The 25,310-nt window shown below is 53.3% G+C and carries 25 protein-coding genes; 8 read left to right on the forward strand and 17 right to left on the reverse strand.

The window, feature by feature from the left end; all coding sequences use genetic code 11:
* Position 1: 1 nt before the first annotated feature.
* From nuoC to lrhA, 4 genes are all read right to left on the reverse strand, one after another.
* The gene (gene nuoC, locus C0557_RS17060; RefSeq protein WP_090136381.1) at positions 2–1,804 is read right to left on the reverse strand and encodes an NADH-quinone oxidoreductase subunit C/D; all 1,803 of its coding nucleotides are present in this window, start codon (positions 1,802–1,804) and stop codon (positions 2–4) included.
* A gap of 90 nt (positions 1,805–1,894) precedes the next feature.
* Complete coding sequence (gene nuoB / locus C0557_RS17065) at positions 1,895–2,569, reverse strand: NADH-quinone oxidoreductase subunit NuoB (RefSeq protein WP_007371088.1); 675 nt, start codon at positions 2,567–2,569, stop codon at positions 1,895–1,897.
* Positions 2,570–2,584: 15 nt separating this feature from the next.
* Positions 2,585–3,028 (reverse strand): NADH-quinone oxidoreductase subunit A, encoded by a 444-nt coding sequence (gene nuoA, locus C0557_RS17070; protein WP_208659736.1) that lies wholly within the window; start codon positions 3,026–3,028, stop codon positions 2,585–2,587.
* A gap of 623 nt (positions 3,029–3,651) precedes the next feature.
* Positions 3,652–4,590, reverse strand: coding sequence for a transcriptional regulator LrhA (gene lrhA, locus C0557_RS17075; RefSeq protein WP_208659738.1), 939 nt, complete (start codon positions 4,588–4,590; stop codon positions 3,652–3,654).
* Between the two features lie 953 nt (positions 4,591–5,543).
* Here lrhA and C0557_RS17080 point away from each other — a divergent pair.
* Both C0557_RS17080 and yfbR read left to right on the forward strand, forming a co-directional pair.
* Entirely contained in the window at positions 5,544–6,758 is a 1,215-nt protein-coding gene (locus C0557_RS17080) for a pyridoxal phosphate-dependent aminotransferase (protein WP_074780015.1), read from the forward strand.
* 80 nt (positions 6,759–6,838) lie between these two features.
* Positions 6,839–7,438 carry a 5'-deoxynucleotidase gene (yfbR, locus tag C0557_RS17085; protein WP_074780013.1) on the forward strand — a complete coding sequence of 200 codons (600 nt, stop codon included), beginning with the start codon at positions 6,839–6,841 and terminating at the stop codon, positions 7,436–7,438.
* 37 nt (positions 7,439–7,475) lie between these two features.
* Here the strand turns inward: yfbR and C0557_RS17090 are convergent, their stop codons facing one another.
* The 4 genes from C0557_RS17090 to yfbV all read right to left on the reverse strand — a co-directional run bounded on the left by C0557_RS17090 (position 7,476) and on the right by yfbV (position 11,175).
* Positions 7,476–9,308 (reverse strand): SLC13 family permease, encoded by a 1,833-nt coding sequence (locus tag C0557_RS17090; RefSeq protein WP_208659740.1) that lies wholly within the window; start codon positions 9,306–9,308, stop codon positions 7,476–7,478.
* A gap of 76 nt (positions 9,309–9,384) precedes the next feature.
* A complete protein-coding gene (locus C0557_RS17095; RefSeq protein WP_208659742.1) occupies positions 9,385–10,044 on the reverse strand; it encodes a sugar phosphatase in 660 nt (219 codons plus the stop codon).
* Positions 10,045–10,054: 10 nt separating this feature from the next.
* Entirely contained in the window at positions 10,055–10,549 is a 495-nt protein-coding gene (locus tag C0557_RS17100) for a YfbU family protein (RefSeq protein WP_043952895.1), read from the reverse strand.
* 170 nt (positions 10,550–10,719) lie between these two features.
* Positions 10,720–11,175, reverse strand: a complete 456-nt coding sequence (gene yfbV, locus C0557_RS17105) for a terminus macrodomain insulation protein YfbV (RefSeq protein WP_043952894.1) — start codon at positions 11,173–11,175, stop codon at positions 10,720–10,722.
* 337 nt (positions 11,176–11,512) lie between these two features.
* On the opposite strand from yfbV, the gene ackA reads away from it, so the two are divergent.
* Together ackA and pta are read left to right on the forward strand one after the other, a co-directional pair.
* Complete coding sequence (gene ackA / locus C0557_RS17110; RefSeq protein WP_007371077.1) at positions 11,513–12,715, forward strand: acetate kinase; 1,203 nt, start codon at positions 11,513–11,515, stop codon at positions 12,713–12,715.
* A gap of 78 nt (positions 12,716–12,793) precedes the next feature.
* The gene (gene pta / locus C0557_RS17115) at positions 12,794–14,935 is read left to right on the forward strand and encodes a phosphate acetyltransferase (RefSeq protein ID WP_208659744.1); all 2,142 of its coding nucleotides are present in this window, start codon (positions 12,794–12,796) and stop codon (positions 14,933–14,935) included.
* Positions 14,936–15,047: 112 nt separating this feature from the next.
* Here the strand turns inward: pta and C0557_RS17120 are convergent, their stop codons facing one another.
* From C0557_RS17120 to C0557_RS17140, 5 genes are all read right to left on the reverse strand, one after another.
* On the reverse strand, positions 15,048–16,001 hold the full coding sequence (locus C0557_RS17120) for a transketolase family protein (RefSeq protein WP_208659746.1): 954 nt from the start codon (positions 15,999–16,001) through the stop codon (positions 15,048–15,050).
* Positions 15,994–16,827 (reverse strand): transketolase, encoded by an 834-nt coding sequence (locus C0557_RS17125; protein ID WP_208659748.1) that lies wholly within the window; start codon positions 16,825–16,827, stop codon positions 15,994–15,996. Before C0557_RS17125 ends, C0557_RS17120 begins: the two co-directional genes overlap by 8 nt.
* Positions 16,824–18,215 carry a PTS ascorbate transporter subunit IIC gene (locus tag C0557_RS17130; RefSeq protein ID WP_074777076.1) on the reverse strand — a complete coding sequence of 464 codons (1,392 nt, stop codon included), beginning with the start codon at positions 18,213–18,215 and terminating at the stop codon, positions 16,824–16,826. Before C0557_RS17130 ends, C0557_RS17125 begins: the two co-directional genes overlap by 4 nt.
* 52 nt (positions 18,216–18,267) lie before the next feature.
* Positions 18,268–18,540, reverse strand: a complete 273-nt coding sequence (locus C0557_RS17135; RefSeq protein WP_007371072.1) for a PTS sugar transporter subunit IIB — start codon at positions 18,538–18,540, stop codon at positions 18,268–18,270.
* A gap of 80 nt (positions 18,541–18,620) precedes the next feature.
* Positions 18,621–19,064: a PTS sugar transporter subunit IIA gene (locus C0557_RS17140; RefSeq protein WP_007371071.1), complete on the reverse strand. Its 444-nt coding sequence runs from the start codon at positions 19,062–19,064 to the stop codon at positions 18,621–18,623.
* Positions 19,065–19,298: 234 nt separating this feature from the next.
* Between C0557_RS17140 and C0557_RS17145 the strand changes: the two genes are divergently transcribed.
* Positions 19,299–20,318 carry a LacI family DNA-binding transcriptional regulator gene (locus C0557_RS17145; protein WP_208659750.1) on the forward strand — a complete coding sequence of 340 codons (1,020 nt, stop codon included), beginning with the start codon at positions 19,299–19,301 and terminating at the stop codon, positions 20,316–20,318.
* Here C0557_RS17145 and yfcD read toward each other — a convergent pair.
* The 3 genes from yfcD to yfcF are packed head-to-tail and all read right to left on the reverse strand — an operon-like array spanning position 20,315 to position 22,166.
* Positions 20,315–20,860 carry an NUDIX hydrolase YfcD gene (yfcD, locus tag C0557_RS17150; protein ID WP_007371069.1) on the reverse strand — a complete coding sequence of 182 codons (546 nt, stop codon included), beginning with the start codon at positions 20,858–20,860 and terminating at the stop codon, positions 20,315–20,317. The two genes, C0557_RS17145 and yfcD, sit on opposite strands and share 4 nt — an antisense overlap.
* 54 nt (positions 20,861–20,914) lie before the next feature.
* The gene (yfcE, locus tag C0557_RS17155) at positions 20,915–21,466 is read right to left on the reverse strand and encodes a phosphodiesterase (protein WP_208659752.1); all 552 of its coding nucleotides are present in this window, start codon (positions 21,464–21,466) and stop codon (positions 20,915–20,917) included.
* Between the two features lie 55 nt (positions 21,467–21,521).
* The gene (yfcF, locus tag C0557_RS17160; RefSeq protein ID WP_074777082.1) at positions 21,522–22,166 is read right to left on the reverse strand and encodes a glutathione transferase; all 645 of its coding nucleotides are present in this window, start codon (positions 22,164–22,166) and stop codon (positions 21,522–21,524) included.
* Positions 22,167–22,301: 135 nt separating this feature from the next.
* Here yfcF and yfcG point away from each other — a divergent pair, with 135 nt between their 5' ends.
* The 3 genes from yfcG to C0557_RS17175 all read left to right on the forward strand — a co-directional run bounded on the left by yfcG (position 22,302) and on the right by C0557_RS17175 (position 24,510).
* Entirely contained in the window at positions 22,302–22,931 is a 630-nt protein-coding gene (gene yfcG, locus C0557_RS17165; RefSeq protein ID WP_208659754.1) for a GSH-dependent disulfide bond oxidoreductase, read from the forward strand.
* A 113-nt stretch (positions 22,932–23,044) separates the two neighbouring features.
* The gene (locus C0557_RS17170; RefSeq protein WP_208659756.1) at positions 23,045–23,941 is read left to right on the forward strand and encodes a TIGR01777 family oxidoreductase; all 897 of its coding nucleotides are present in this window, start codon (positions 23,045–23,047) and stop codon (positions 23,939–23,941) included.
* 68 nt (positions 23,942–24,009) lie between these two features.
* Positions 24,010–24,510: a GNAT family N-acetyltransferase gene (locus C0557_RS17175; RefSeq protein WP_208659758.1), complete on the forward strand. Its 501-nt coding sequence runs from the start codon at positions 24,010–24,012 to the stop codon at positions 24,508–24,510.
* Between the two features lie 24 nt (positions 24,511–24,534).
* On the opposite strand, the gene hisP is transcribed toward C0557_RS17175, so the two are convergent.
* Positions 24,535–25,308 carry a histidine ABC transporter ATP-binding protein HisP gene (gene hisP, locus C0557_RS17180; protein ID WP_074777090.1) on the reverse strand — a complete coding sequence of 258 codons (774 nt, stop codon included), beginning with the start codon at positions 25,306–25,308 and terminating at the stop codon, positions 24,535–24,537.
* Between the last annotated feature and the right edge of the window lie 2 nt (positions 25,309–25,310).

Here is a 25,310-nt window from a genome sequence, read left to right on the forward strand (position 1 = left end):
ATTAGCGGTCCACATCTGACATAACAAAATCGATACTACCCAGATAGACGATAAGGTCGGATACCAGGCTGCCGCGGATCGCCGACGGGATTTGCTGCAAATGCGCAAAGCTCGGCGTGCGAACGCGCGTGCGGTAGCTCATGGTGCTGCCGTCGCTGGTCAGGTAGTAACTGTTAATACCCTTGGTTGCCTCAATCATCTGGAAGGATTCGTTGGCTGGCATTACCGGGCCCCATGAAACCTGCAGGAAGTGAGTAATCAGGGTTTCGATATGTTGCAGCGTGCGCTCTTTCGGCGGCGGCGTCGTCAGCGGATGATCCGCTTTGAACGGACCTTCCGGCATATTGTTAAGACACTGCTCAAGAATACGCAGGCTCTGGCGCAGCTCTTCCACTTTCAGCATCACGCGGGTATAGCAGTCGCTGACGCCACCGCCCACCGGGATTTCAAAGTCGAAGTTTTCATAGCCGGAGTATGGACGCGCTTTACGCACGTCAAAGTTGATGCCGGTAGCACGCAGACCCGCGCCAGTAGTCCCCCACTCCAGCGCTTCTTTCGCGCCGTAAGCGGCAACACCCTGCGAGCGGCCTTTCAGAATGGTGTTACGCAGCGCCGCCTTCTCATAAGAGGCCAGACGTTTCGGCATCCAGTCGAGGAATTCACGCAGCAAACGATCCCAGCCACGCGGCAGATCGTGCGCTACGCCGCCAATACGGAACCACGCCGGGTGCATACGGAAACCGGTAATCGCTTCCACCAGATCGTAGATTTTCTGCCGATCGGTAAAGGCGAAGAACACCGGGGTCATTGCGCCCACGTCCTGAATAAAGGTGGAGATATAAAGCAGGTGGCTGTTGATGCGGAACAGTTCAGAGAGCATCACGCGGATCACGTTGACGCGATCCGGTACGGTGATCCCCGCCAGTTTCTCTACCGCCAGCACATACGGCATTTCGTTAACGCAGCCGCCGAGGTACTCAATACGGTCGGTATAAGGAATGTAGCTGTGCCAGGATTGACGCTCGCCCATTTTTTCCGCGCCGCGGTGGTGGTAACCAATATCCGGTACGCAGTCGACAATCTCTTCGCCGTCGAGTTGCAGGATAATGCGGAAAGCACCGTGCGCAGACGGGTGGTTCGGACCGAGGTTGAGGAACATAAAATCCTCATTGTCGGTGCCGCGCTTCATGCCCCAGTCTTCCGGCTTGAAGGTCAGCGCTTCCATTTCTAAATCCTGCTTGGCTTTGGTCAGCTCAAACGGATCGAATTCGGTGGCGCGGGCCGGGTAATCTTTACGCAGCGGATGTCCCGTCCAGGTCTGCGGCATCATGATGCGCGTCAGGTGCGGGTGACCGTTAAAGGTCACGCCAAACATTTCCCAGGTTTCACGCTCGTACCAGTTGGCGTTGGGGAAGAGTTTGGTAAACGTCGGCACGTTCAGATCGTTTTCAGAAAGCGCTACCTTGAGCATGATGTCGCGGTTGCGATCGATCGAAATCAGGTGATAGAAAACGGAAAAATCCGCGGCGGGTAAACCGGCGCGGTGTGTACGTAGACGCTCATCCATGCCGTGCAGATCGAACAGCATGACGTAAGGTTTCGGCAGCTTCTTCAGGAAATCGCCAACTTCCAGCAATTGCTCACGCTTCACCCAAACTACGGGTACCCCGGTGCGGGTCGCCTGAACAGTAAAGGCATCCGGCCCAAAACGGTTGCGCAATTCGCCAATGACCGGATCATCCAGATGATCCCGAGTCTGCCATGCGGCTTCTTGCGCGGTTAAATCGGTCATATTGTTCACCATTGCAAAGGGTCCGTGGTGACTGTCGGGTATGGCTTCGCGTTATTGGATTATTGAAATGCGAAGTTTTTTTCCATTACCCACAGGCGCACATTAAATCTCGTCCGGCGTACGCAGATTGGTAACGGCAATGCGTTCGCCACGCTTACGGTCACGTTCCGACTGCATATTGGCGCGGTAAACGCCCTGATCGCCAACCACCCAGGAGAGAGGACGACGTTCTTTACCAATCGATTCCTGTAACAACATCAGCGCCTGCATATACGCTTCAGGACGCGGCGGACAGCCAGGGATGTAAACATCCACCGGGATAAATTTATCGACGCCCTGCACGACGGAGTAGATATCGTACATACCACCAGAGTTCGCGCAGGCTCCCATCGAGATAACCCACTTTGGTTCCAGCATCTGGTCATAAAGACGCTGAATGACAGGCGCCATTTTGGTAAAGCAGGTACCGGCAACAACCATCAGGTCCGCCTGACGAGGAGAAGCACGCAGTACTTCCGCACCAAAACGCGCGACGTCGTGAACGGCCGTAAAGGAAGTCACCATCTCTACATAGCAGCACGACAGACCAAAGTTATATGGCCAAATTGAGTTTTTACGGCCCCAGTTCACCATATCGTGCAGGGCATTTTCGAGTTTGCCCATGTAGACACTACGGTTGATTTCTTGTTCCAGGGGGTCGGTTACGATCTCCTGTTTTTGCAGGGGGTAACGGTCGTTCTCACCGTTAGGATCTATGCGGGTGAGCGTATAATCCATCTTATTGCCTCGCGGTTAGCGTTGACGATCAGTGTGGTTGCCAGTCTCTGGGTTGATATGCTCACGGCGCGAACGCACGGGCGTCCAATCCAGCGCGCCAATACGCACCAGATAAACCAGACCAGCCAACAGCACTAAAATAAAAATTGCAGCTTCGACAAAACCGACCCAACCACTCTCGCGAATGGAGGTTGACCATGCATAGAGGTAAAGCGCTTCTACATCGAAGATGACGAAGAACATGGCCACCAGGTAGAACTTGGCGGAGAGACGTAAGCGCGCGGAACCGACAGAATCGATACCGGATTCGAAAGGAACGTTTTTGTGCCTTGCGCGTGCGCGGCCGCCTAAAAAACGACCGCCGACCAGCATCAGGCAACAAAGCCCTATGGCGACAATAAGAAAGATAGCGAATGCCCAGTGATGAGCGATGATTTCAGTGGATGTTGACATACGCATTGCTTAACTCAAAAGGTAGCGTTAATACCTCTGCTCTTGCTGGCAGATGACGCCACATCGATTCACGGGGAGGAATAAAACCACACATTAACTGTGAAAAAAGGCGAAAACAGCTAAACGATGTGGGTTTTACTCCTTTCTATAACCTTTTGTCAACTTTAACAAAAGTTTCCTCACATTAGTTTACATCGGCAGCAATTCATTAACATTTAGTGCCGTTTTCTTGATCGGCCTCAAACATACCCGCGAAAAACTCAGGTGTTGAATCGTGTCCGTTGTGAGCTTTTCCTGATATTACCCGCTTATTTTGACAGGATTTTGTCCGGATTCCTCCCCCTCATTGGGAGTATTTTCTTGATCTGAGACACGCTTTTGTTAATTCATCGCAAAAAACGGCAACAATCCAGCTTGATTTTTAACATGAGCTTAAGGCATGAAAGACTATAGTTGATAAAGGGATATTTTGCTGTGAGGAGCATTAACTTCTTGAAAGGAAATATGATTTAGAGGGTCAATAATTCAGCAGGGAAATGTTCCGATATAAAACGAACCAGTGGCAGCGATTTCACTGCCAGCGGTTCATTTTTGCACTTACATTTTGTTACCAGTTTTGGCGCAAAATGTTAGCCAAAATCCCCTTCAACGATGAGCGGATCCCCACCTTCTTCAGACCCTGGATTCCCGTAATGCCACGGGTTCTGGTAATGTTCCATCGCCTGAAAAATAACCTGCGCCAGTTCATTGTGACTATTGGGATTATAGCCCAGCAGATATTCCGTATCAGGTAACAGCGGCAGGCCATCAGCGCGACCTAATACCCGCAAATCCGGACTCATCATTTCAACAGGGCGGGCGGTGACACCAAGCCCGGCTTTCACTGCCGCTTTCACAGCCGAGAGCGTTGAAGCCACATAAGCCATGCGCCATGGAATATCGGCACTATTGAGCGCATTAATCACCATGTCGCGAAACGCACTGGGTTCATCCAGCAACACAAGTGGAATGGCCTCACCTTTCTGCAGAACATATTCCGCCGAACAGTACCAGTGCGTTGGGGATGTACGTAACGTCAGGCAATCAAACTGCCCGTCGCGATGCGTTGTTACCACCAGATCGAGGTCATGATCCTGAAGACGATCGTCGGATAAGGGGTTGCGCTTCACGCGCACATCCAGCGCCAGTTTCGGATATACCGAGCTAATACGATTAAGCAAGAAAGGCAAAATGGTATCGGCCGATTCGTCAGAAGCGCCAATAGTTAATACGCCCTGCAAATTGCTAAACATCAGCGAAGTACACGCTTCATCATTGAAACGTAAGATCTTTCGCGCATAACCCAGTAATTGAATGCCGTGTTCGGTTAAAAGTTTATTACGCCCATGACGGGCAAAAAGTTCTTTTCCCACTAACTGTTCCAGCCGCTGCATTTGCTGGCTTACGGCAGACTGGGTGCGACATACCGCAGCAGCAGCCGCAGCAAAGGTGTTCAGATCAGCGACCGCAACGAAAGTTCTCAGCAGATCGAGGTCGAGATTCAGTATCGGACGATTTGCATTTATCATATTTTTTCACTTACGGGTTGCTCGCGCAGAGTACCCCGGGTTTATGCTGTGCTCGTAAGATTAAGTAATTCCATTTAAAAAGTGCATCCAGCAACGTCATGACTCATCAAAGTCTGACAGTAAGTTCTCGTGTTTATAGTTCGCTGTCTAATGCAAGCTGAACCCATTGGCTTTATTTCGCATGCTCCATTCCTTCTGGATATATAAACCGTGATAAACCTTGCGAATGCTTTTAAGAAAAGAACCTGTTTATGCACATCACTGGCTATACATAGCACATGTATCATATACCATAAGGCTATATAAGCGGACTGGAGTAAAACTGAATAATAACAACCAACTAAAATTAAGAAATAGCCCTTAACTAAAGCATGGCTTTTTCACTTCAGCACCATTTCTTGCCCTCCGAGTTTAACCTAAAACCTTTATATTTATAAGCATTATTGCGAATAATCTTAAACCGCAATTGTCATCATGTCCGACCTCTCCTTATAATATTATGAGACGAACATAGTTCCCATTCTCAATATTAATTAGCTATTAATTGACAACCGTTCTAACTATTAATAATGCTTAACATTGCGTTTACAGCGCAAACATTCCCCTATGACAAAATGTATGATCTCATCTCGCCATCATCCAGATTTTGCGAAGAATTCGCTGTCTGTTTCCGTCCTTCTTTTTTAAACCTGCACTAAGCAAACGGTTTTTATTAGCGATAAATTACAATTTCTTATGTATTTTTGATATTAAAAACTGAAAATTAACGTAAATGCAGTTTAATAACAAATAAAAAATAAAAGAAAACAGTTAAAAAAACGTTAATCAATGAGAAAGTTACCGCGAAATCTTCTTCTGCTAACCCTTCAAAACTGACGGGCGTGGGAGTACATTGTTCCGTGCTCACTTCCACGGCAGGCAGTGGCTCCCATAGCTAAAAGGTCAAAAGGTTCATGTCCTCCATCGAAAAATCCAGCAAATTAGATAATGTCTGTTACGACATCCGTGGCCCGGTTCTGAAAGAAGCAAAGCGTCTGGAAGAAGAAGGTAATAAAGTTCTTAAACTTAACATCGGCAACCCTGCTCCATTCGGCTTCGAGGCGCCGGATGAAATTCTGGTCGATGTGATTCGTAACCTGCCAGGCGCGCAAGGCTATTGCGATTCCAAAGGGCTTTATTCAGCCCGCAAAGCGATCATGCAGCACTATCAGGCGCGCGGTATGCGCGAAGTGACCGTTGAAGATATCTATATTGGTAACGGTGTTTCTGAACTGATCGTTCAGTCGATGCAGGCGCTGCTTAACAGCGGTGACGAAATGCTGGTTCCCGCCCCGGATTACCCGCTGTGGACAGCGGCCGTGTCGCTTTCCGGTGGTAAAGCCGTGCATTATCTGTGTGATGAATCTGCTGGCTGGTTCCCGGATCTTGACGATATTCGCGCCAAAATCACACCACGCACCCGTGGCATTGTAATTATCAACCCGAACAACCCTACCGGCGCGGTTTATTCAAAAGAACTGTTGATGGAGGTGGTTGAGATTGCGCGTCAGCACAACCTGATCATCTTCGCCGATGAGATCTACGACAAAATTCTTTACGATGCGGCCGAGCACCACTCTATCGCCGCACTGGCGCCGGATCTGTTCACTATTACCTTTAATGGTCTGTCAAAAACCTACCGCGTGGCAGGCTTCCGTCAGGGCTGGATGGTGCTGAGTGGGCCGAAAAAACACGCGAAAGGCTATATCGAAGGGCTGGAAATGCTGGCCTCAATGCGCCTTTGCGCCAACGTTCCGGCACAGCACGCGATTCAGACTGCGCTCGGCGGTTACCAAAGTATCAGTGAATTTATCATGCCGGGCGGTCGTCTGTATGAACAGCGCAACCGCGCATGGGAACTGATCAATGAAATTCCCGGGGTTTCCTGCGTGAAGCCAAGCGGCGCACTCTATATGTTCCCGAAAATTGACGCGAAACGCTTTAATATTCACGACGATCAAAAGATGGTGCTCGACTTCCTGCTACAGGAAAAAGTGCTGTTGGTGCAGGGTTCCGCGTTCAACTGGCCGTGGCCGGATCACGTACGTATCGTGACGCTGCCGCGCGAAGACGATCTGGAGATGGCGATCAGCCGTTTTGGCCGTTTCCTCTCTGGTTATCATCAGTGATCTCCATCGGGGGAGGATTTGCATCTTCCCCCACACTCTGCGCACAATGACTCAGGTCGCAGTCACAGACAAGGTTAACTATGAGTCAGAGTCATTTCTTCGCCCATCTTTCCCGCCTTAAACTGATCAATCGCTGGCCGCTGATGCGCAACGTACGCACCGAAAATGTGTCCGAGCACAGCCTGCAAGTGGCGATGGTCGCCCATGCGCTGGCGGCGATAAAAAACCGTAAATTCAATGGCCAACTGAATGCTGAGCGTATTGCATTGCTGGCTATGTACCACGATGCATCGGAAGTTCTGACCGGCGATCTGCCCACCCCGGTAAAGTATTTCAATTCGCAAATTGCGCAGGAATATAAAGCGATCGAAAAGATTGCCCAGCAAAAACTGGTCGAAATGGTGCCGGAAGAGTTACAGGATATTTTTGCACCGCTGATTGATGAACAGCACTACAGTGCGGAAGAAAAAACGATCGTGAAGCAGGCAGATGCACTATGCGCCTATCTGAAATGTCTGGAAGAGCTATCCGCCGGCAACAATGAATTTGGGCTGGCAAAATCTCGTCTCGAAAAAACCCTTGATGCCCGGCGCAGCCCGGAAATGGACTACTTTATGCAAGTCTTTGTGCCCAGTTTCCATTTATCGCTGGACGAAATCAGCCAGGATTCGCCGCTGTAAGTTTTCTTTGCCGGGTGAACGCCACCCGGCAAATGCGTCAAAACGGAAACAGCATCGGGATCAGCACCGCGCAAACCACCATCACCAGCAGCGTAAATGGCACGCCGATCTTAACAAAATCACTGAACTGGTAATTGCCAGGCCCGAGCACCAGCGTGTTAACCGGTGATGAAACTGGCGTCATAAATGCGGCCGATGCCGCCATTGCTACCATCATGACAAACGGATACGGCGAAACGCCCATCGATTTTGCCGCCGCCAGCGCAATCGGCGCCATTAGCACCGCAGTGGCGGTGTTCGAGATAAACAGCCCGATGACCGCGCACATGATAAACAGGCAGATCAACATAACGTGCGGCCCGTAACCGCCGCCGATATCCATCAACCCCTTAACCACCAGATCCACGCCGCCGGTTTTTTGCAGCGCCAGCGCAAAAGGCATCATCCCGACGATCAGAATAATGCTCGGCCAGTGAATGGCCTTGTAGGCGCTTTCAGCATCAATACAGCGGAATTTCCCCATTAGCATGCAGGCGATAATCGCAGCGATCGGATTGGGAATTTCATCGGTAAGCATCAGGGCGACCATCAGCACCAGGCAAAAAATCGCGTGCGGTGCCTGGCTGTGAGCAGGCGAAGCAGCGCTCTCTTCAACCGGTAAATTGAGCACAACAAAGTCGCGTCCGTGAGAGCCCAACTGACGGATCAGTTTCCAGTTACCGACGACGAGGAAAATATCGCCCAGTTCCAGCGTGATATCCGTAATCACGCCGTCAACCGCTTCGCCGTTGCGCTTCAGGCCAACCACGTTTAAGCCGTAGCGGGTACGAAAACCAATTTCGCGAACCGTCTTACCTATCAGTTCAGAATCCGGAATTAACGACACTTCCGCCATTCCGACATCCAGCGCCTGATCGGAAAAATATTCACCGCGCAGCACCATGGGTTCCAGCAACTGCTCGGCGCAGAATTCACGCAAATCCACCTCAGCAGCAGACATATCAATCAGCAGAACGTCGCGGGCACGGAACTCGGAGACACCGTTGACGTTGACAATTACCCGCCGAAAACGCCTCCAGCGTTCAACGCCGATAACATTCGCGCCATAGCGTTCGCGAAGCCGCAAATCATCAAGGCGCTGGCCGATCAAAGGAGAGCCGGGACGAATAGCAAGGCGGCGCGCCCGCCCGGTAAGGCGGTACTCTTTAATCAGCTCACGAAACGAACGGCGCTTCCAGCCGTCACGCTGCGCTTGCTCATCATCCCCTTTCAGCATAAAACGCATCAGCAGCATATAGATGATCCCCAGCAGCAGGATCACCAGGCCCAGCGGCGTCACGCTAAAAAAGCCGAACCCTTCCATGCCTTCTCGTAACAATTCGCTGTTCACCACCAGGTTAGGCGGCGTTGCCACTAGCGTCATCATGCCGCTGATAAGCCCGGCGAAACTGAGCGGCATCATCAGACGCGAAGGCGAAATCTGCATGCGTAGCGAAACGCTCATGACTACCGGTATAAAAATCGCCACCACACCGGTAGAACTCATAAAAGCGCCCAGCCCGGCAACGGTAAACATGAGCAGCACCAGCATTTTCACTTCGCTACTGCCAGCCATATCAACCAGCCAGGCGCCCATATTCGTCGCCACACCGGTGCGCACCAGGCCATCGCCGATAATAAACAGTGCGGCAATCAGGATCACATTGGGATCGCTAAAACCTGAAAAGGCCTCGGGCAGAGTGAGTGTGCCGCTTAAGACAAAGGCGACAATCACAAACAGCGCCACCGCATCCATGCGTACTTTCCCCGTTGCGAAAAGCACAACGGTAATCGCCAGCAGACACAGCACCCAAATCAGTTCACCGTTCACAACATATCCTTGTCAGTTGATGGAAGGAAAATAGTGCCATAAAAAAACCCCACAAATGTGGGGTTAAATCATGGGTTCAGGCATTTAGCGTGACAATCGCCGTTCCGTCTGACTGCTTCGCAACACTCAGCGCTTCGAGGCTGGTAAGCACGAAATCGGCTTCATCAAGCCGGGGAGAATCGGCCGGAACATTTACCGCAATGACGTGGCATCCTGCCGCCAGCCCGGACAAAACGCCCGCAGCGGCATCTTCAACCACCACGCAATCCTGTGGCGCCAGCCCCAGCCGCTCTGCGCCAAGCAGATAAGCATCCGGAGCAGGTTTACCCTGCTTAACCTGCTCGGCAGTGATAAACACTTCCGGCGCAGGCAGACCAGCTGCGCGGTGACGGGCGTGAGCAACCGGCACGGAACCGGAGGTAACAATCGCCCATGGAATGCCTGCCGAATCGAGGTGCTCCAGTAATGCGATAGCGCCCGGCAACGGGGCGATCCCGTCGGTATCCGCCGCTTCAATGGCTTCCAGCCGGGTAAACTCAGCGGCAATCTCCTCCTCCGATTTCCCCGGCATAAAGTGACGCAGCGAGGTAATCGCCTGTTTGCCATGGATGAAATTCAGCACTTCATCATGCGCGATGCCAAACCTGTCGGCCCAGCTACACCATGCCCGCTCAACAACGGGCAGAGAATTAACCAACGTACCATCCAGATCAAACAGAAATCCTTTGCACTGCACACTCACCTCCTCAGGCGTTGATAATCTGATTAATTTCGTTGCTGCTCAGATGATACTGGCGCGGGCAGGAGTGCCATACGCTCAGCATGCGCTGATATTTTTCCCACATCGGCGTTTGCGCATTAAAGCCGTGCGTACCGGCATCGAAATGGGTGTAGCGGCCTTCAATATTCACCATAAAACGCACATAGCCGAGGTAACGCGCTTCCGTTGCCGCGTCAAAGCCAAGGAAAGTCACACGGCGTTCATCAATGGTATTGGCGTCTTTCAGGTTGGTCCAGGAGACATGGAGCGCGTGATACATCTCCATGATATCGATAACAATACGGCAGGTTTCTTCTTTCAGCTCGCCGAACTCGCGATCCAGCTCGCGCATTTGCAGCCCATAGCCACGCTCAATAATGGTCTGTAAACGGCGGTAGCGTTCTGCATTCGCCGGATCCATCATGGTCATCATTTTATACTGATTGGATAAGATCAGACGTTGGGCATTAGTCATTTCCATCTTTCGACTCCTGTGGCTCATCGGCGCTTTAAATAAGATGTTTCGAGTTTACATGCTGAAAACGATGGCTTTCTTGATTTGCCGGGGGTGTTGCGTAGATCCAAATGAAAATAAAAAAGAAGCCACCGCAAGGATGCCTTCTTTTATATAGACTGCGATTCCTGATGGCGTCACAGATCATCAAGAAATGTTTTATCCAACTGTTTGAAAGCACGTTTAAGAGTGTCTGCCAGCGCCTGATAATCAGGTTTGCCTTCGACCGGTGCCAGCGCCTGTCCCGCTTCCTGGAGTTTACCGCGCACTTCGTAAAACCAGTGCAGGATCGAAGGCGGTAGCGGCGTGACGGAGCGTTTACCCAGCCACCATAGCCCCTGCATTGGCAGGCTCAGGGCAAACAGCGCGGTTGCCACTGCCGGGCCAAGCTGACCGCCAAGCGCGATTTGCCAGCACAGAGTGAAGACCGCCAGCGGCGGCATAAAGCGGATAGCGTGACGCGTTGCGCGGATCACGCGATTCTCAACAAACATCGGAGCGAGGCGTTTTTCCATGGGCCAGGTCTTCGCATAGCGCTGACCCCGACGAAACAAACTGAAGAAACTAACGGGTCGATTCTCAGAAGTGGACATGGTCTTACCTCAACTTCACATATAAAAATTAAAAAATTTGTGCAAAACAACAACTACGGATGACAACGTTAAAATTTTTTGTCAATCCCACCTGGTATCAGGTATCCTGTGGCAGCCTGACCAGGGCCTATAGACGACTATTGTTAAATCGTCAAATTTAAAGCTTATTATGCCACTGCCTGAAATTTGCGCAAAATAGCTTAAAATCTTATGTATTCTTCCATCATGCCAAAAAACATATTCAGCATGATGTTAATCATAAATGTCAGCGTCAACCTGCGCTACGCTGTGCGACTCACTGACCTTTTTTAGCCACGTATCATAAATAGGTACTTCCATGTCGAGTAAGTTAGTACTGGTTCTGAACTGCGGTAGTTCCTCGCTGAAATTTGCCATCATCGATGCATCTAACGGTGACGAATACCTTTCTGGTTTAGCCGAATGTTTCCATCTCCCTGAAGCACGCATCAAGTGGAAAATCGATGGCGGTAAACAAGAAGCGGCTTTAGGTGCAGGTGCCGCTCACAGTGAAGCGCTGAACTTTATCGTTAACACTATTCTGGCACAAAAACCAGAACTGTCTGCACAGTTGACTGCTATCGGTCACCGCATCGTGCACGGTGGCGAAAAATACACCAGCTCTGTTGTGATCGACGAATCTGTTATTCAGGGCATCAAAGATGCAGCCTCTTTCGCACCGCTGCATAACCCGGCTCACCTGATTGGTATCGCTGAAGCGCTGAAATCCTTCCCGAAACTGAAGGACAAAAACGTCGCTGTCTTCGACACCGCGTTCCACACCACGATGCCGGAAGAGTCCTACCTGTACGCTCTGCCGTACAAACTGTATAAAGAGCACGGCGTACGTCGCTACGGCGCGCATGGCACCAGCCACTTCTATGTTACTCAGGAAGCGGCCAAAGTGCTGAACAAACCGGTTGAAGAGCTGAACATCATCACTTGCCACCTCGGCAACGGTGGTTCTGTTTCCGCAATTCGCAACGGTAAATGTGTTGATACTTCCATGGGTCTGACCCCGCTGGAAGGTCTGGTAATGGGTACACGTTCCGGTGATATCGATCCGGCTATCGTGTTCCATCTGCATGACACTCTGGGCATGAGCGTTGAAGCGATCAACAAAATGCTGACCAAAGAGTCCGGCCTGCTGGGTCTGACTGAAGTCACCAGCGACTGCCGTTATGTAGAAGACAACTACAAAGAGAAAGAAGACGCCAAACGTGCGATGGATGTTTACTGCCACCGCCTGGCAAAATACATCGGTTCTTACACTGCGCTGATGGATGGCCGTCTGGATGCCGTTGTCTTCACCGGTGGTATCGGTGAAAACGCTGCAATGGTACGTGAACTCTCCCTGGGCCGTCTGGGCGTACTGGGCTTTGAAGTTGACCACGAACGTAACCTGGCTGCCCGTTTCGGCAAGTCTGGCTTTATCAACAAAGAAGGCACCCGTCCTGCCGTTGTTATCCCGACCAACGAAGAACTGGTTATCGCGCAAGACGCGAGCCGCCTGACTGCCTGATTACCCACACCGCCAGCCAACGCTGGCGGTGCTGTTTTGTAACCCGTCTGCAACGACGGTAACGAAAGAGGATTAACCGTGTCCCGTATTATTATGCTGATCCCTACCGGAACCAGCGTCGGCCTGACCAGCGTCAGCCTTGGCGTTATCCGCGCTATGGAACGCAAAGGCGTTCGTCTGAGCGTCTTTAAACCGATCGCCCAGCCGCGCGCCGGCGGCGATGCTCCGGACCAGACCACCACCATCGTGCGTGCGACTTCTGGCCTGCCAGCGGCTGAACCGCTGAAAATGAGCCATGTTGAGTCGCTGCTCTCCAGCAACCAAAAAGACGTGCTGATGGAAGAGATCATCGCGCGCTACCACGAAAGCAGCAAAGACGCTGAAGTCGTGCTGGTTGAAGGTCTGGTGCCGACCCGCAAACACCAGTTTGCCGATTCGCTGAACTTTGAAATCGCGAAAACGCTGAACGCTGAAATCGTGTTTGTTATGTCTCAGGGCACTGACACGCAGGATCAGTTGAAAGAGCGTATCGAACTGACCCGCAACAGCTTCGGCGGCGCAAAAAATACCAATATCACCGGCGTTATCGTTAACAAACTGAACGCGCCGGTTGACGATCAGGGTCGTACTCGCCCGGATCTGTCAGAAATTTTTGATGACTCTTCCAAAGCAAAAGTTGTGCACGTCGATGCAGCAAAACTGCAGGAAAACAGCACGCTGCCGGTACTTGGCGCGATCCCGTGGAGTTTCGAACTGATTGCCACGCGTGCAATCGATATGGCGCGTCACCTGAATGCGACCATCGTCAACGAAGGCGACATCAAAACCCGCCGCGTGAAATCCGTGACTTTCTGTGCGCGCAGCATTCCGCACATGCTGGAACACTTCCGCCCGGGTTCTCTGCTGGTTACTTCCGCAGACCGTCCGGACGTGCTGGTTGCTGCCTGCCTGGCCGCAATGAACGGCGTGGAAATCGGTGCTCTGCTGCTGACTGGCGGCTACGAAATGGATGCCAGCGTTCGCAAGCTGTGTGAACGTGCATTCGCTACCGGTCTGCCGGTATTTATGGTGAACACCAACACCTGGCAGACCTCCCTGAGCCTGCAAAGCTTCAACCTGGAAGTTCCGGCTGATGATAGCGAACGCGTTGAAAACGTTCAGGAATACGTTGCCAGCTACATTAACGCACAGTGGATTGACTCCCTGACCGCCACTTCCGAGCGCAGCCGCCGTCTCTCTCCGCCGGCCTTCCGTTACCAGCTCACCGAGCTGGCGCGCAAAGCAGGCAAACGCGTTGTTCTGCCGGAAGGCGACGAGCCGCGTACCGTTAAAGCCGCTGCGATTTGTGCCGAACGCGGCATCGCGACCTGTGTCCTGCTGGGTAACCCGGACGAGATCAACCGCGTTGCGGCGGCTCAGGGCGTTGAACTGGGCACGGGTATCGAAATCGTTGACCCTGAAGTGGTTCGCGAAAGCTACGTTGCCCGTCTGGTTGAGCTGCGTAAGAGCAAGGGTATGACCGAAGCCGTTGCCCGCGAACAGCTGGAAGATAATGTAGTTCTCGGCACGCTGATGCTGGAACAGGATGAAGTTGATGGTCTGGTTTCCGGTGCTGTTCACACCACCGCAAACACCATTCGTCCGCCGCTGCAGCTGATCAAAACCGCACCGGGCAGTTCTCTGGTTTCTTCCGTGTTCTTCATGCTGCTGCCGGAACAGGTTTACGTTTACGGCGACTGTGCGATCAACCCGGATCCGACCGCTGAACAACTGGCTGAAATCGCGATTCAGTCTGCTGATTCCGCTACCGCTTTCGGTATTGAGCCGCGCGTGGCGATGCTCTCCTACTCCACCGGTAACTCCGGCGCGGGCAGCGATGTAGAAAAAGTGCGTGAAGCGACCCGTCTGGCGCAGGAAAAACGTCCTGACCTGGTGATCGATGGTCCGTTGCAGTACGACGCCGCAGTAATGGCTGACGTTGCGAAATCCAAAGCGCCGAACTCTCCGGTTGCCGGTCGCGCTACTGTGTTCATCTTCCCGGATCTGAACACCGGTAACACCACCTACAAAGCGGTACAGCGTTCTGCCGACCTGATCTCCATCGGGCCAATGCTGCAGGGCATGCGCAAACCGGTTAACGACCTGTCCCGTGGCGCGCTGGTTGACGATATCGTCTACACCATCGCTTTGACCGCCATTCAGGCGTCTCAGCAGCAGTAATTGTGTCGGATGGCGTTAGCGTCTTATCCGACCTACCGGTTCTGTAGGCCGAATAAACGTTAGTGCCATCCGGCAAAAAATCAAAAGGCGACCTCCTGATCGCCTTTTTTATTTACAGCAGTTCCCGCGCGGCGGAGACAATGTCATGCGCCGTCAGCCCATACTCTTTTTGCAGAAAATCCTGCGTTCCCACCTGACCATAGCGCTCCTTCACGCCCACGCGCCGCATCGGCACCGGGCAGCTTTCCACTAACACTTCCGCCACGGCCGAACCCAGCCCGTTATGAATGCTATGATTCTCACAGGTGACAATCCGCCCGGTCTTCTCGGCGTAGTTCTTCACCAGCATGCGGTCGATAGGTTTCAAGGTAAACATATCGATTACCGCCGCACTAACGCCTTCCTGCGCCAGTTGTTGTGCCGCAGCCAGCGCTTCGGCCACCATAATGCCGTTGGCAATCAGCGTAATATCCGTACCGTCACGCAGAACATTGCCTTTGCCGATGGTGAAATGTGAACCCGGTTGATAAATGGTCGGTGCCTGTTTACGAATGGTGCGCACCCAGTAGAACCCTTCCAGGTGAGCCAGTTGGTTCAGGATATCGGCGAACATCACCGCATCCGTCACCTCCAGCACTACCGAATGAGCCAGACCGCGCACAATGCCCATATCCTCAAACGACATGTGTGTCCCGCCGTTGTGGCAGGCGGTCACACCGGCATCGGAGGCGATAACTTTGACATTGTTGCGCTGGTAATCGAGCGACATAAACAATTGGTCGAAGCAGCGTCGGCTGGCAAACGCCGTAAAGGTATGCACAAAGGGTTTGCGTCCGGTCAACGATAGCCCCGCAGCCGTACCAATGACGTTAGCCTCCATGATGCCGCAGTTGATCACCTGCCGCGGATACTTTTTCTGCACGCCATCCATTGCCATCGAACTCATCAGATCGGCTTCCAGCGCAATAATGTCGCTGCCCGCCGCAATCTGATCGCTGATAAAACCGGCATAAACTTTGCGCATCTCGATGCTGTCTTTACCGCCGACTTCAGCCACCTTAATCATGCGCCGCCTCCAGTTGTTCGATGGTTTCGTTAAGCGCCTGCTTCATCTCTTCGGTCAGGCGTAAATGGTGCGAGTTGCTCAGCTTTTCGAGATACGGCACCCCCTGCCCTTTAATGCTGTCGAGGATCACCAGCCGTGGCCGGGCATCGGCAGCCGGAACCGGCTTCACCACTTCCAGAAGTGCGGCAATATCATCACCCTTCACCGTACAGACATCGAAACCGAAGGCGCGGAATTTCCCCTCCAGATCGAAAGCGCAAATAATCTCGTCCAGCTCGCCGTCCAGTTGTTGCTTATTCCAGTCCACAAACACCGTCAGGTTGTTGAGCTTGTGATGCGCAATAAACTGGAACGCTTCCCAGCACTGCCCTTCATTCAATTCGCCATCACCGACGATGCAAAACACACGGTTGGGCCTGCCCGCCAGTTTATGTCCCAGCGCCATTCCTCCGGCGATAGAAATACCCTGGCCAAGCGATCCGGTGGTCGCATCAACGCCGCGGGTTTTTAATCGATCCGGATGACTCGGCAAGCGGGTGCCGTTCTCATTGAGCGTTTGTAGCATCTCCTGCGGGAAATAACCTTTCAGCGCCAGCGTGCTGTAGAGCGCCGGGCCTGCGTGGCCTTTCGACAGCACGAAGTAATCGCGCTCCGGCCAGTCCGGATCGGCAGGGTCAATTCGCATGACGTCGCCATACAGTACGGCAAGCGTTTCCACCACCGACATGCTGCCGCCATAGTGTCCAAAGCCCAGGTGTGTCAATGCTTTCAGGGTTGCTACGCGAATATCCCGCGCAAACTGTTTCACTTCTGCAATTGAACTCATGACTTCGCTCCACTCTTTTCTTCCGTGCCACTGGCAGATGGTTTGCCCTTCGACATCAGATTCCAGATGACCAACGCGACGAACAGCGCCACCACCAGCCCGGTAATTGCCAGCGGCGACAGGTAACGTGCCAGATTGCCCAATACAATGCCGATAAAGCCAAAGTCCGCGTCCGAGAAGGTAGTATTGGCAAAGCCCAGCGCGCCGAGCACCGGCAACAGCAAGACAGGCAGGAAAGTGATAAGTAATCCGTTGGCGAACGCGCCGATCATCGCACCGCGTCGTCCGCCGGTAGCGTTACCAAACACACCCGCTGTCGCACCGGTGAAGAAGTGCGGCACTACGCCAGGCAGGATCAGCACCAGTTTCATCTGGCCGAGCAGGAATAACCCCACCAGCCCGCCGAGGAAACTGAACAGGAAGCCGACCAGCACCGCATTTGGCGCATAGGGATAAACCACCGGGCAATCCAGCGCCGGACGCGCATTCGGCACCAGTTTTTCGGAAAAGCCGGTAAAGGCAGGAACAATTTCCGCCAGAATCAGGCGTACGCCTTGCAGGATAATGAATACCCCTGCGGCAAAGGTGATGGCCTGAATAATCGCGTAGACGAGGAAGTTCTGTCCGGCACTGAGCTGGCTCTCAACATACTCACGCCCGGCGCAAACAGCTAAGATCATGTAAATAATGATCATCGTCAGCGAGATGGAGATCGAGCTGTCACGCAGAAAGCTCAGGTTTTTCGGCAGGTTCATCTCTTCCGTTGAGCGTGAGCCCTTACCGCATTTACTGCCGATCCAGCCTGACAACACGTAGCCAAGCGTACCAAAATGGCCGAACGCGATGTCATCGTTGCCGGTGATCCGTTTCATATAACGCTGCGCAATCGCCGGGAAGAACGCCATCACCAGGCCAAGGATCAGCGAACCGGTAAACACCAGTCCGACACCTTCAAAACCAGCAACGGTGAGGATCACCCCAATCATGCAGGCCATATAAAAGGTGTGATGCCCGGTCAGGAAAATGTATTTCAGACGCGTAAAACGCGCGACAATAATATTCGCCACCATGCCAAATGCCATGATCAGCGCCGTTGACGCACCGTATTTCTCCAGTGCAATTGAAACAATCGCTTCGTTATTTGGAATGATCCCCTGAATATTAAAAGCATGTTCAAACATGCCCCCCAGAGGATTTAACGAGCCGACCAATACTGTCGCACCGCCGCCCAATACGATAAAACCGAGAATCGTTTTGACCGTCCCTTTCACAACATCGGAAAAGGATTTTTTCTGCGCCACCAGGCCAATCAGCGCAATTAACCCCACCAGTACAGAAGGGACTTTCAATATATCAACAACAAAGTTTAGCGTTTCAAGGATAAACATATCCACCTCGCTTTATGCATGCCGCACCGTTGTGCAGCGCATCCGGTTGATGTTAACGGTTGGCGAAGAAAGCGCTGATTTTCGCTTCCAGTTCATTGATATCAATGATGTTGCTGAGGACAACTAACTGGTTTTCCGGCACGCTGGCGCTGGCGGCAATATCTTTTGCCATGACAAACACATCGGCGGCACCTGGCGTGGCAGAAGAGAGATCGGAATGCTCAACCTCAGCTTCGATATTCAGTTTTTTGAGGACTTTCTTAATATTCATTTCGACCATAAAACTACTGCCCAGGCCGGATCCGCAAATTGCCATTATTTTCATTGTATTTACCTTTTTTGAGTAGAGTACGACCGCATCGCCCATAGCAGGCAATGTGTAATCACCGGTGACAAAATAAAAAATCAGAAACGCTGAATAATGTTTTTAATTTCCTCCAGACTGTTTGCACGATGTAATTGCGCCATATCTTCATCACTGGAAAATAGTTCCGCCAGCGCGGCAATCATTTCGATATGGCTGTGTTTATCCGGTGCGGCCAACATAATAATGGTGTCAACCGGATCCGCATCCTCTGCGCCAAAATCAACGCCGCGAGACAATTTTAATAACGATAATCCTAACCCTTTTGCCCCCTCTTCCGGCCTGGCATGCGGCATTGCCAGCCCCGGTGCCAGCACATAGTACGGTCCCAGTTTCTGGTGCTGGGCGACAATGGCAGTCACATAATCCGGCGCGATCGTGCCGGATGCGAGCAACGGTCTGGCACAAATTTCCAGCGCCTGCGGCCAATTCTCCACGCCATCAAGCACCTGAATCGTCTTGTCGTTAAGCCATTGGTCTAACACTTCACACTCCTTATCAGGGATAAGATGGGCAAACTTTATGCAAGTCAGCGGCGCTTATCCGTGATGATAGTCGCAAAGATAGCGCTACCAACAGGAATGATCGAAAAATGTGATAGCGCTATCAGATATGAAAACGCAGGGGAATTCGCAGAAAAAGCAGGGCTTTCCGGCGTATACTGCCTTGAGATGACTCATAACTCAGCGCCTGAGATATCAGGGCTGTCAGGAAACGGAATGGCAATTACCCGAAAACGTCGGAGCACAGGAAAAGTCACCCTCGCCGATGTCGCGCAGCTCGCTGGCGTTGGCACTATGACCGTCTCGCGGGCGTTACGCACCCCGGAACAGGTTTCAGATAAATTGCGTGAGAAGATAGATGCTGCCGTGCAGGAGCTGGGGTATATGCCCAATCTGGCAGCCAGCGCGCTGGCTTCGGCGTCATCCTGGACTATCGCGATGGTGGTGCCGAGCCTTGCCGAATCCGGCTGCTCGGAGATGTTCGCCGGTTTGCAGCAGGTGTTGCAGCCTGCCGGCTATCAGATCATGCTCGCCGAGTCGCAACACCGGCTGGAGCAGGAAGAAAAATTGCTGGAAACGCTGCTTGCGTCCAATCTGGCCGCCGCCATTCTGCTCAGCGTCGAGCACAGCGATATGGTGCGCCACTGGCTGAAAAACGCCTCCATTCCGGTGATGGAAATTGGCGCGGTGCGCGCCGATCCGATTGATATGAATATCGGCATCGATAACGTTGCAGCGATGTTCGAGCTGACACAGATGCTGGTGCAGCGCGGCTACCAGAATATCGGCCTGCTGTGCGCCAACCAGGAGCAGTGGATTTTCCAGCAGCATTTGCAGGGCTGGTACAAAGCGATGCTGCGCCACCATATGTCGCCGAACCGGGTGATCAACGCCGCTGCGCCGCCGGTTTTTTCCACGGGTGCGGCGCAGCTGCCGGAGTTTTTGCTGGCGTGGCCGGAACTGGATGCGCTGGTGTGTGTCTCGGATGAGCTGGCCTGCGGCGCGCTGTACGAATGCCAGCGGCGGCGTATTAAGGTACCGGATGATTTAGCGATAGTCGGCTTTGGCGACAGCGACGTCAGCCGGGTATGCCAGCCGCCGTTGACCACCATTTCCGTGCCGCATCGCAAGATTGGTATTGAAGCAGGACGCGCGCTGCTGGCGCGCCTGAATGATGAAACCTGGGAGAACAAAACGCCGATAGCACCGACGTTTTGCCTGCGGGATAGCTGCTAGTCAGCTTCGGGGGCTTTTTCCGCATCGTTGCTGGCATTGCGGCTCATCCACAACGCAAGCGCTTTCAGGGAATCAGGGGTGAATTCATCGCAGCGGGCGGTAATCTCTTCCGGCGTCATCCAGAAAACCTCGCTCACCTCTTCTTCCTGCAAAGCGAAAGGCCCGTGGGAAACACAGCTGAACAATCCGCCCCAGACGCGGCAATGTTCATCTTCAAAGTAGAACTGGCCATGTTCAGCGAAGGGAACGCCGGCGATCCCCAGCTCTTCTTCGGCTTCACGGCGTGCGGAATCCAGCAAAATTTCACCGGCCTGTACCACGCCACCGGCGGTGGCATCCAGCATACCGGGCATAAAATCTTTGATTTCGGTACGGCGCTGCACCAGAATTTTGCCCATCCCATCATGCACCACAATGTAGGTAGCGCGATGACGCAAACACTGCGCCCGCATCTGTTGCCGGCTTGATTGTGCGATCACCTCATTGTCTTCGTTGACAATATCCACCCACTCCATGCCTGCAAAATGACTCTGTTCCACCATCGGGAAATCTTCTCTTTGTGGCGCTCTTTTGGCGCGTTTCGGTTGAAAGGTAAATTACGGATTAATCGCGACCTGCGCAATAACCCGCTGATCATTAAGTGCGACAACGCGCAACACGCCCTCTTCCAGCATGCCGTAACTGGCGGCAAACCCACCTTTGGGAATACTCACCGAGCCGGGGTTGAAGTGAAAAATGTCGCCCCGCTGCTCCGCTACCGGAATGTGCGTGTGGCCATAAACCAGCACATCGCCTGCCGCCAGCGGCGGTACATCATCCGGGCCAAACAGATGTCCATGCGTCAGAAACAGACGGCGTTCTGCCAGCAGCACTTGCTGCCAGGGCGCGGTGATCGGGAAATGCAGCAGCATTTGATCCACTTCGCTGTCACAGTTGCCGCGCACGGCGATGATGCGGCTGGCCTGCTCGTTCAACCGCTCAGCCACTTGCACTGGCGCATAGCCCTGCGGCAGCGCGTTGCGCGGCCCGTGATTTAGCACATCGCCGAGGATCACCAGCCAGCGCGCGTCGCTTTGGGCAAACAGTTCCAGTACGCGTTCCGTCGCGGGCAACGACCCATGAATGTCCGATGCAAACATCAGTTTCATCACTGCACCTCATGCGGAAGAAAACAGCCCATGATAACGGAAGTCGGCGGGCTTATCAGCCTGCACGCTTAGCGGAAAGTGCAACATAGCGCTGAACGGAGGAGCGCTGCCACTGAAACGTGGCGTACTCCGCCAGCCGCTCCGGCACTGTGTCGCCATTCATCACCAGCCGATTGAGCATTAAGGCCAGATCGATATCCGCAATACACCACTCGCCAAACAGATTCGGCTTACCATGCGCCAGCAGATCGCCGGCGATAGCAAACAGTTTTTCCGCACTCGCCTGCCCGGCAGCACTGAGCGGCGCTTTTTTCTCGCCTGCAAAAACGACCTCTGTCGGGCGCTCCTCGCGGATGGGCATTAAATCGCTGCGCAACCAGGCCTGGATTTGCCGGGCGCGGGCGCGTTTTTGTAGATCGTGTGGGTAGATGCGCTCCCATTCCGGCGGCGCGAAACGCTCTTCGAGATATTCCGCAATCGCCGTCGATTCGCTGAGTTCGAAACCCTCAATCGCCAGAACCGGCACGCGATGCGTCAGATGGTAACCCGGCCAGCCAGGCGTATGTTGCGCGCCGCTGGCTAAATCGACGGTTTTAAGCGAGAAAGGCAGAGCTTTTTCATGCAGCGCGACATAGGCCGACAGCACATACGGGGAGAAATAATTGGCATCGGACCACAACGTGATAGCCGGTTCGTTCATAACATCCTCGTTTAATGGTGAGTTTTTCCTTCAAAATATAACGTCCTGACCAGGCTGTCACTTAATGAAAACTCAGCAGCCAGAGGGAACACCTATACTCTGAGAGTGACGATTATTCTTATACCGGGAGTATTGATGATAGACCTCTATTTTGCGCCCACGCCAAACGGCCATAAAGTAACGCTATTTCTCGAAGAGAGCGGGCTGGAATACCGCCTGATACACGTCGATATCAGCAAAGGCGACCAGTTTCGTCCGGATTTTCTGATTATCTCTCCGAACAATAAAATCCCGGCCATTGTCGATCACCTGCCCGCCGATGGCGGCGCGCCGCTGAGCCTGTTTGAATCTGGCGCGATTCTGCTCTATCTGGCGGAAAAAACGGGGAAATTGCTCAGCGGCGAATTGCGTGAACGCCATGTCACGTTGCAGTGGCTTTTCTGGCAGGTCGCCGGTTTGGGGCCGATGCTCGGGCAAAACCATCACTTTAACCACTTTGCGCCGCAGCCGGTGCCCTATGCTATTGAGCGCTATCAGGTCGAAACCCAGCGTCTGTATCAGGTATTGAATAAACGGCTGGAGCGGGTGCCGTGGCTGGCAGGTGAGCATTACAGCATCGCGGATATCGCTGCCTGGCCGTGGATCCACGCCCACCAGCGTCAGCGCGTGAATCTTGAGGATTATCCCGCGGTGTTTAACTGGTATGAGCGCATCCGTACCCGTCCGGCCACCGAGCGGGCGCTGCAAAAAGCGCAGCAGCTATGAAAGCCAGGTAACCTGTTCTGATAATTAAAAAATCCGTGAAATGTGTTCGGTATCGCACGCGGATTTGAGCCGCTCACTTATGCTGAAATGGAACATCACCAAAGGAGGGAAGCATGAAGATACTGATTACCGGCGGGACTGGCCTGATTGGTCGTCATCTCATCCCTCGGCTGCTGGAGCTTGGGCATGCCGTTACCGTTGTGACGCGTAGCCCGGCCAAAGCGCAACAGCTACTTGATGCCCGCGTGACGCTGTGGAAAGGGCTAAACGATCGCACTCATCTCAATGAGTTTGATGCGGTGATCAACCTGGCAGGCGAGCCAATCGCCGATAAACGCTGGAGCGAAGAGCAGAAGCAGCGTCTGTGCAACAGCCGCTGGCAGATAACGCAACAGTTGGTGGATTTGATCAAGGCCAGCGACACGCCGCCGCAGGTGCTGATTTCCGGATCTGCAGCGGGCTACTACGGCGATCTCGGTGAAGTGGTGGTCACTGAAGAGGAGCCGCCGCATAACGAGTTCACCCATAAACTTTGCGCCCGCTGGGAGCAAATTGCCTGCGAAGCGCAAAGCGATCGCACCCGCGTTTGCCTGCTGCGTACCGGCGTGGTGTTCGCGCCGCAGGGTGGGATCCTCGGCAAGCTGCTGCCGCTGTTCCGTCTTGGACTCGGCGGCCCGATTGGCAATGGCCGTCAGTATCTGGCGTGGATCCATATCGACGATATGCTGAACGGCATTCTCTGGCTGCTGGATAACGATCTGCGCGGGCCGTTCAATATGGTTTCGCCCTACCCGGTGCGCAACGAGCAGTTTGCTCACACGCTCGGCCACGTGCTGCATCGCCCGGCCATTATGCGTGCGCCCGCTTTTGCCGTGCGCCTGATGATGGGCGAATCCTCTGTTCTGGTGCTGGGCGGCCAGCGCGCGCTGCCGAAACGCCTCGAAGCCGCCGGTTTCGCCTTCCGCTGGTACGATCTGGAAGAGGCGCTGGGGGATGTTGTGACCTCTTAATTTTCGTGGCTCCGCCAGCGCACTTGCAGTGGTAAGCTAAGACGCTTTATCACCGTAAAGGCGCTGGCATGACGTTGTACACTTCCCGCTTGACTCTCTCCCCGTTTGAGCCTTCCGACTGGCCATTTTTCCTGCATCTGCGCAGGAATGGCAGCGTGATGCGCTATATGGGCGAGATCGCCTCTGAAGATCAGATCCGCACCCTGTTTGACGATCGTCTTGCCGATCGTCACGCCTTTATTATTCGCAACACCCGGCATGCTTCGGTGGGTGATATCGGCCTGCGTATCAGCCAGCACAACCCGCAGGAAGCCGATGTCGGCTACTCGATTGCGCCCGCCGCGCAGGGGCAAGGCATTGCATCAGAAGCGCTACAGGCGCTGTGCGATTACGCGTTTGATGGCGAAGTACAGGCACTGAATGCCTGGGTGCTGGCAGAGAATCAGGGCTCGGTGAGGGTGCTGGAAAAAAGTGGTTTTCAGCGCGTACAGGTGCTGGAAAAAGCCTACCTGCTGCGCGGCGAATATCATGACGACTGGATTTACCGGCGGGAAAAAAGCCTGGATTGAGGCCGCCTGTACGGCGGCCTCATATCACTTCAGCGAACCTTTGAGGAACTGCTGCAAACGCGTACTTTTCGGGTTGCCGAACAGCTCATCCGGCGCGCCCTCTTCTTCAATCTTGCCCTGGTGCAGGAAAATAACGTGGGTGGAAACATGGCGGGCAAAGCCCATTTCATGCGTCACCACCACCATGGTTTTCCCCTCTTCCGCCAGTTTCTGCATGATGCGCAGCACTTCGCCCACCAGTTCAGGATCGAGCGCCGAAGTCGGTTCATCAAACAGCAATACTTCCGGTTCCATCGCCAGCGCGCGGGCAATGGAAACACGCTGCTGCTGACCGCCGGACAAATGCACCGGGTACTTTTGCTGCTGCATCTCATCAATACCGACTTTCGCCAGATATTTCACCGCGCGCTCGCGGGCTTCCTGCTTGCTCAAGCCCAGCACCTGAATCGGCGCTTCCATGACGTTCTCCAGCACCGTCATATGGCTCCACAAGTTGAAATGCTGGAACACCATCGTCAGACGCGTACGCAGCAGACGCAACTGGTGTTTATCCGCAACGCGCAACTGACCATCTTTATCGCGTACCAGATTGATATTCTGGCCGTTGACCACGATGGTGCCTTCGCTCGGTTTTTCGAGGAAGTTAATACAGCGCAAAAAGGTACTTTTACCGGAGCCGGAGGAACCGATAATACTAATCACATCGCCCGCGTTGGCCTGCAACGAGACGCCCTTCAGCACTTCATGTTCGCCGTAGCGTTTGTGCAGATCGATAACGTTTAATTTATTCTCAGACATCG

Source organism: Kosakonia sp. MUSA4 (genome assembly GCF_013085925.1).
In the GTDB taxonomy this organism is placed as follows: domain Bacteria; phylum Pseudomonadota; class Gammaproteobacteria; order Enterobacterales; family Enterobacteriaceae; genus Kosakonia; species Kosakonia sacchari_B.

What these genes read in the sequence shown, in the direction of transcription:
- yfcF (WP_074777082.1), bottom strand. Translation starts at nt 22,166, where the DNA reads ATGAACGAACCGGCTATCACGTTGTGGTCCGATGCCAATTATTTCTCC.
- nuoB (WP_007371088.1), bottom strand. Translation starts at nt 2,569, where the DNA reads ATGGATTATACGCTCACCCGCATAGATCCTAACGGTGAGAACGACCGT.
- hisP (WP_074777090.1), bottom strand. Translation starts at nt 25,308, where the DNA reads ATGTCTGAGAATAAATTAAACGTTATCGATCTGCACAAACGCTACGGC.
- C0557_RS17125 (WP_208659748.1), bottom strand. Translation starts at nt 16,827, where the DNA reads ATGAGTTCAATTGCAGAAGTGAAACAGTTTGCGCGGGATATTCGCGTA.
- C0557_RS17080 (WP_074780015.1), top strand. Translation starts at nt 5,544, where the DNA reads ATGTCCTCCATCGAAAAATCCAGCAAATTAGATAATGTCTGTTACGAC.
- yfbV (WP_043952894.1), bottom strand. Translation starts at nt 11,175, where the DNA reads ATGTCCACTTCTGAGAATCGACCCGTTAGTTTCTTCAGTTTGTTTCGT.
- C0557_RS17130 (WP_074777076.1), bottom strand. Translation starts at nt 18,215, where the DNA reads ATGTTTATCCTTGAAACGCTAAACTTTGTTGTTGATATATTGAAAGTC.
- C0557_RS17175 (WP_208659758.1), top strand. Translation starts at nt 24,010, where the DNA reads ATGACGTTGTACACTTCCCGCTTGACTCTCTCCCCGTTTGAGCCTTCC.
- yfbR (WP_074780013.1), top strand. Translation starts at nt 6,839, where the DNA reads ATGAGTCAGAGTCATTTCTTCGCCCATCTTTCCCGCCTTAAACTGATC.
- C0557_RS17135 (WP_007371072.1), bottom strand. Translation starts at nt 18,540, where the DNA reads ATGAAAATAATGGCAATTTGCGGATCCGGCCTGGGCAGTAGTTTTATG.
- lrhA (WP_208659738.1), bottom strand. Translation starts at nt 4,590, where the DNA reads ATGATAAATGCAAATCGTCCGATACTGAATCTCGACCTCGATCTGCTG.
- yfcE (WP_208659752.1), bottom strand. Translation starts at nt 21,466, where the DNA reads ATGAAACTGATGTTTGCATCGGACATTCATGGGTCGTTGCCCGCGACG.
- C0557_RS17120 (WP_208659746.1), bottom strand. Translation starts at nt 16,001, where the DNA reads ATGATTAAGGTGGCTGAAGTCGGCGGTAAAGACAGCATCGAGATGCGC.
- C0557_RS17170 (WP_208659756.1), top strand. Translation starts at nt 23,045, where the DNA reads ATGAAGATACTGATTACCGGCGGGACTGGCCTGATTGGTCGTCATCTC.
- ackA (WP_007371077.1), top strand. Translation starts at nt 11,513, where the DNA reads ATGTCGAGTAAGTTAGTACTGGTTCTGAACTGCGGTAGTTCCTCGCTG.
- C0557_RS17100 (WP_043952895.1), bottom strand. Translation starts at nt 10,549, where the DNA reads ATGGAAATGACTAATGCCCAACGTCTGATCTTATCCAATCAGTATAAA.
- nuoC (WP_090136381.1), bottom strand. Translation starts at nt 1,804, where the DNA reads ATGGTGAACAATATGACCGATTTAACCGCGCAAGAAGCCGCATGGCAG.
- yfcD (WP_007371069.1), bottom strand. Translation starts at nt 20,860, where the DNA reads ATGGTGGAACAGAGTCATTTTGCAGGCATGGAGTGGGTGGATATTGTC.
- C0557_RS17145 (WP_208659750.1), top strand. Translation starts at nt 19,299, where the DNA reads ATGGCAATTACCCGAAAACGTCGGAGCACAGGAAAAGTCACCCTCGCC.
- nuoA (WP_208659736.1), bottom strand. Translation starts at nt 3,028, where the DNA reads ATGCGTATGTCAACATCCACTGAAATCATCGCTCATCACTGGGCATTC.
- yfcG (WP_208659754.1), top strand. Translation starts at nt 22,302, where the DNA reads ATGATAGACCTCTATTTTGCGCCCACGCCAAACGGCCATAAAGTAACG.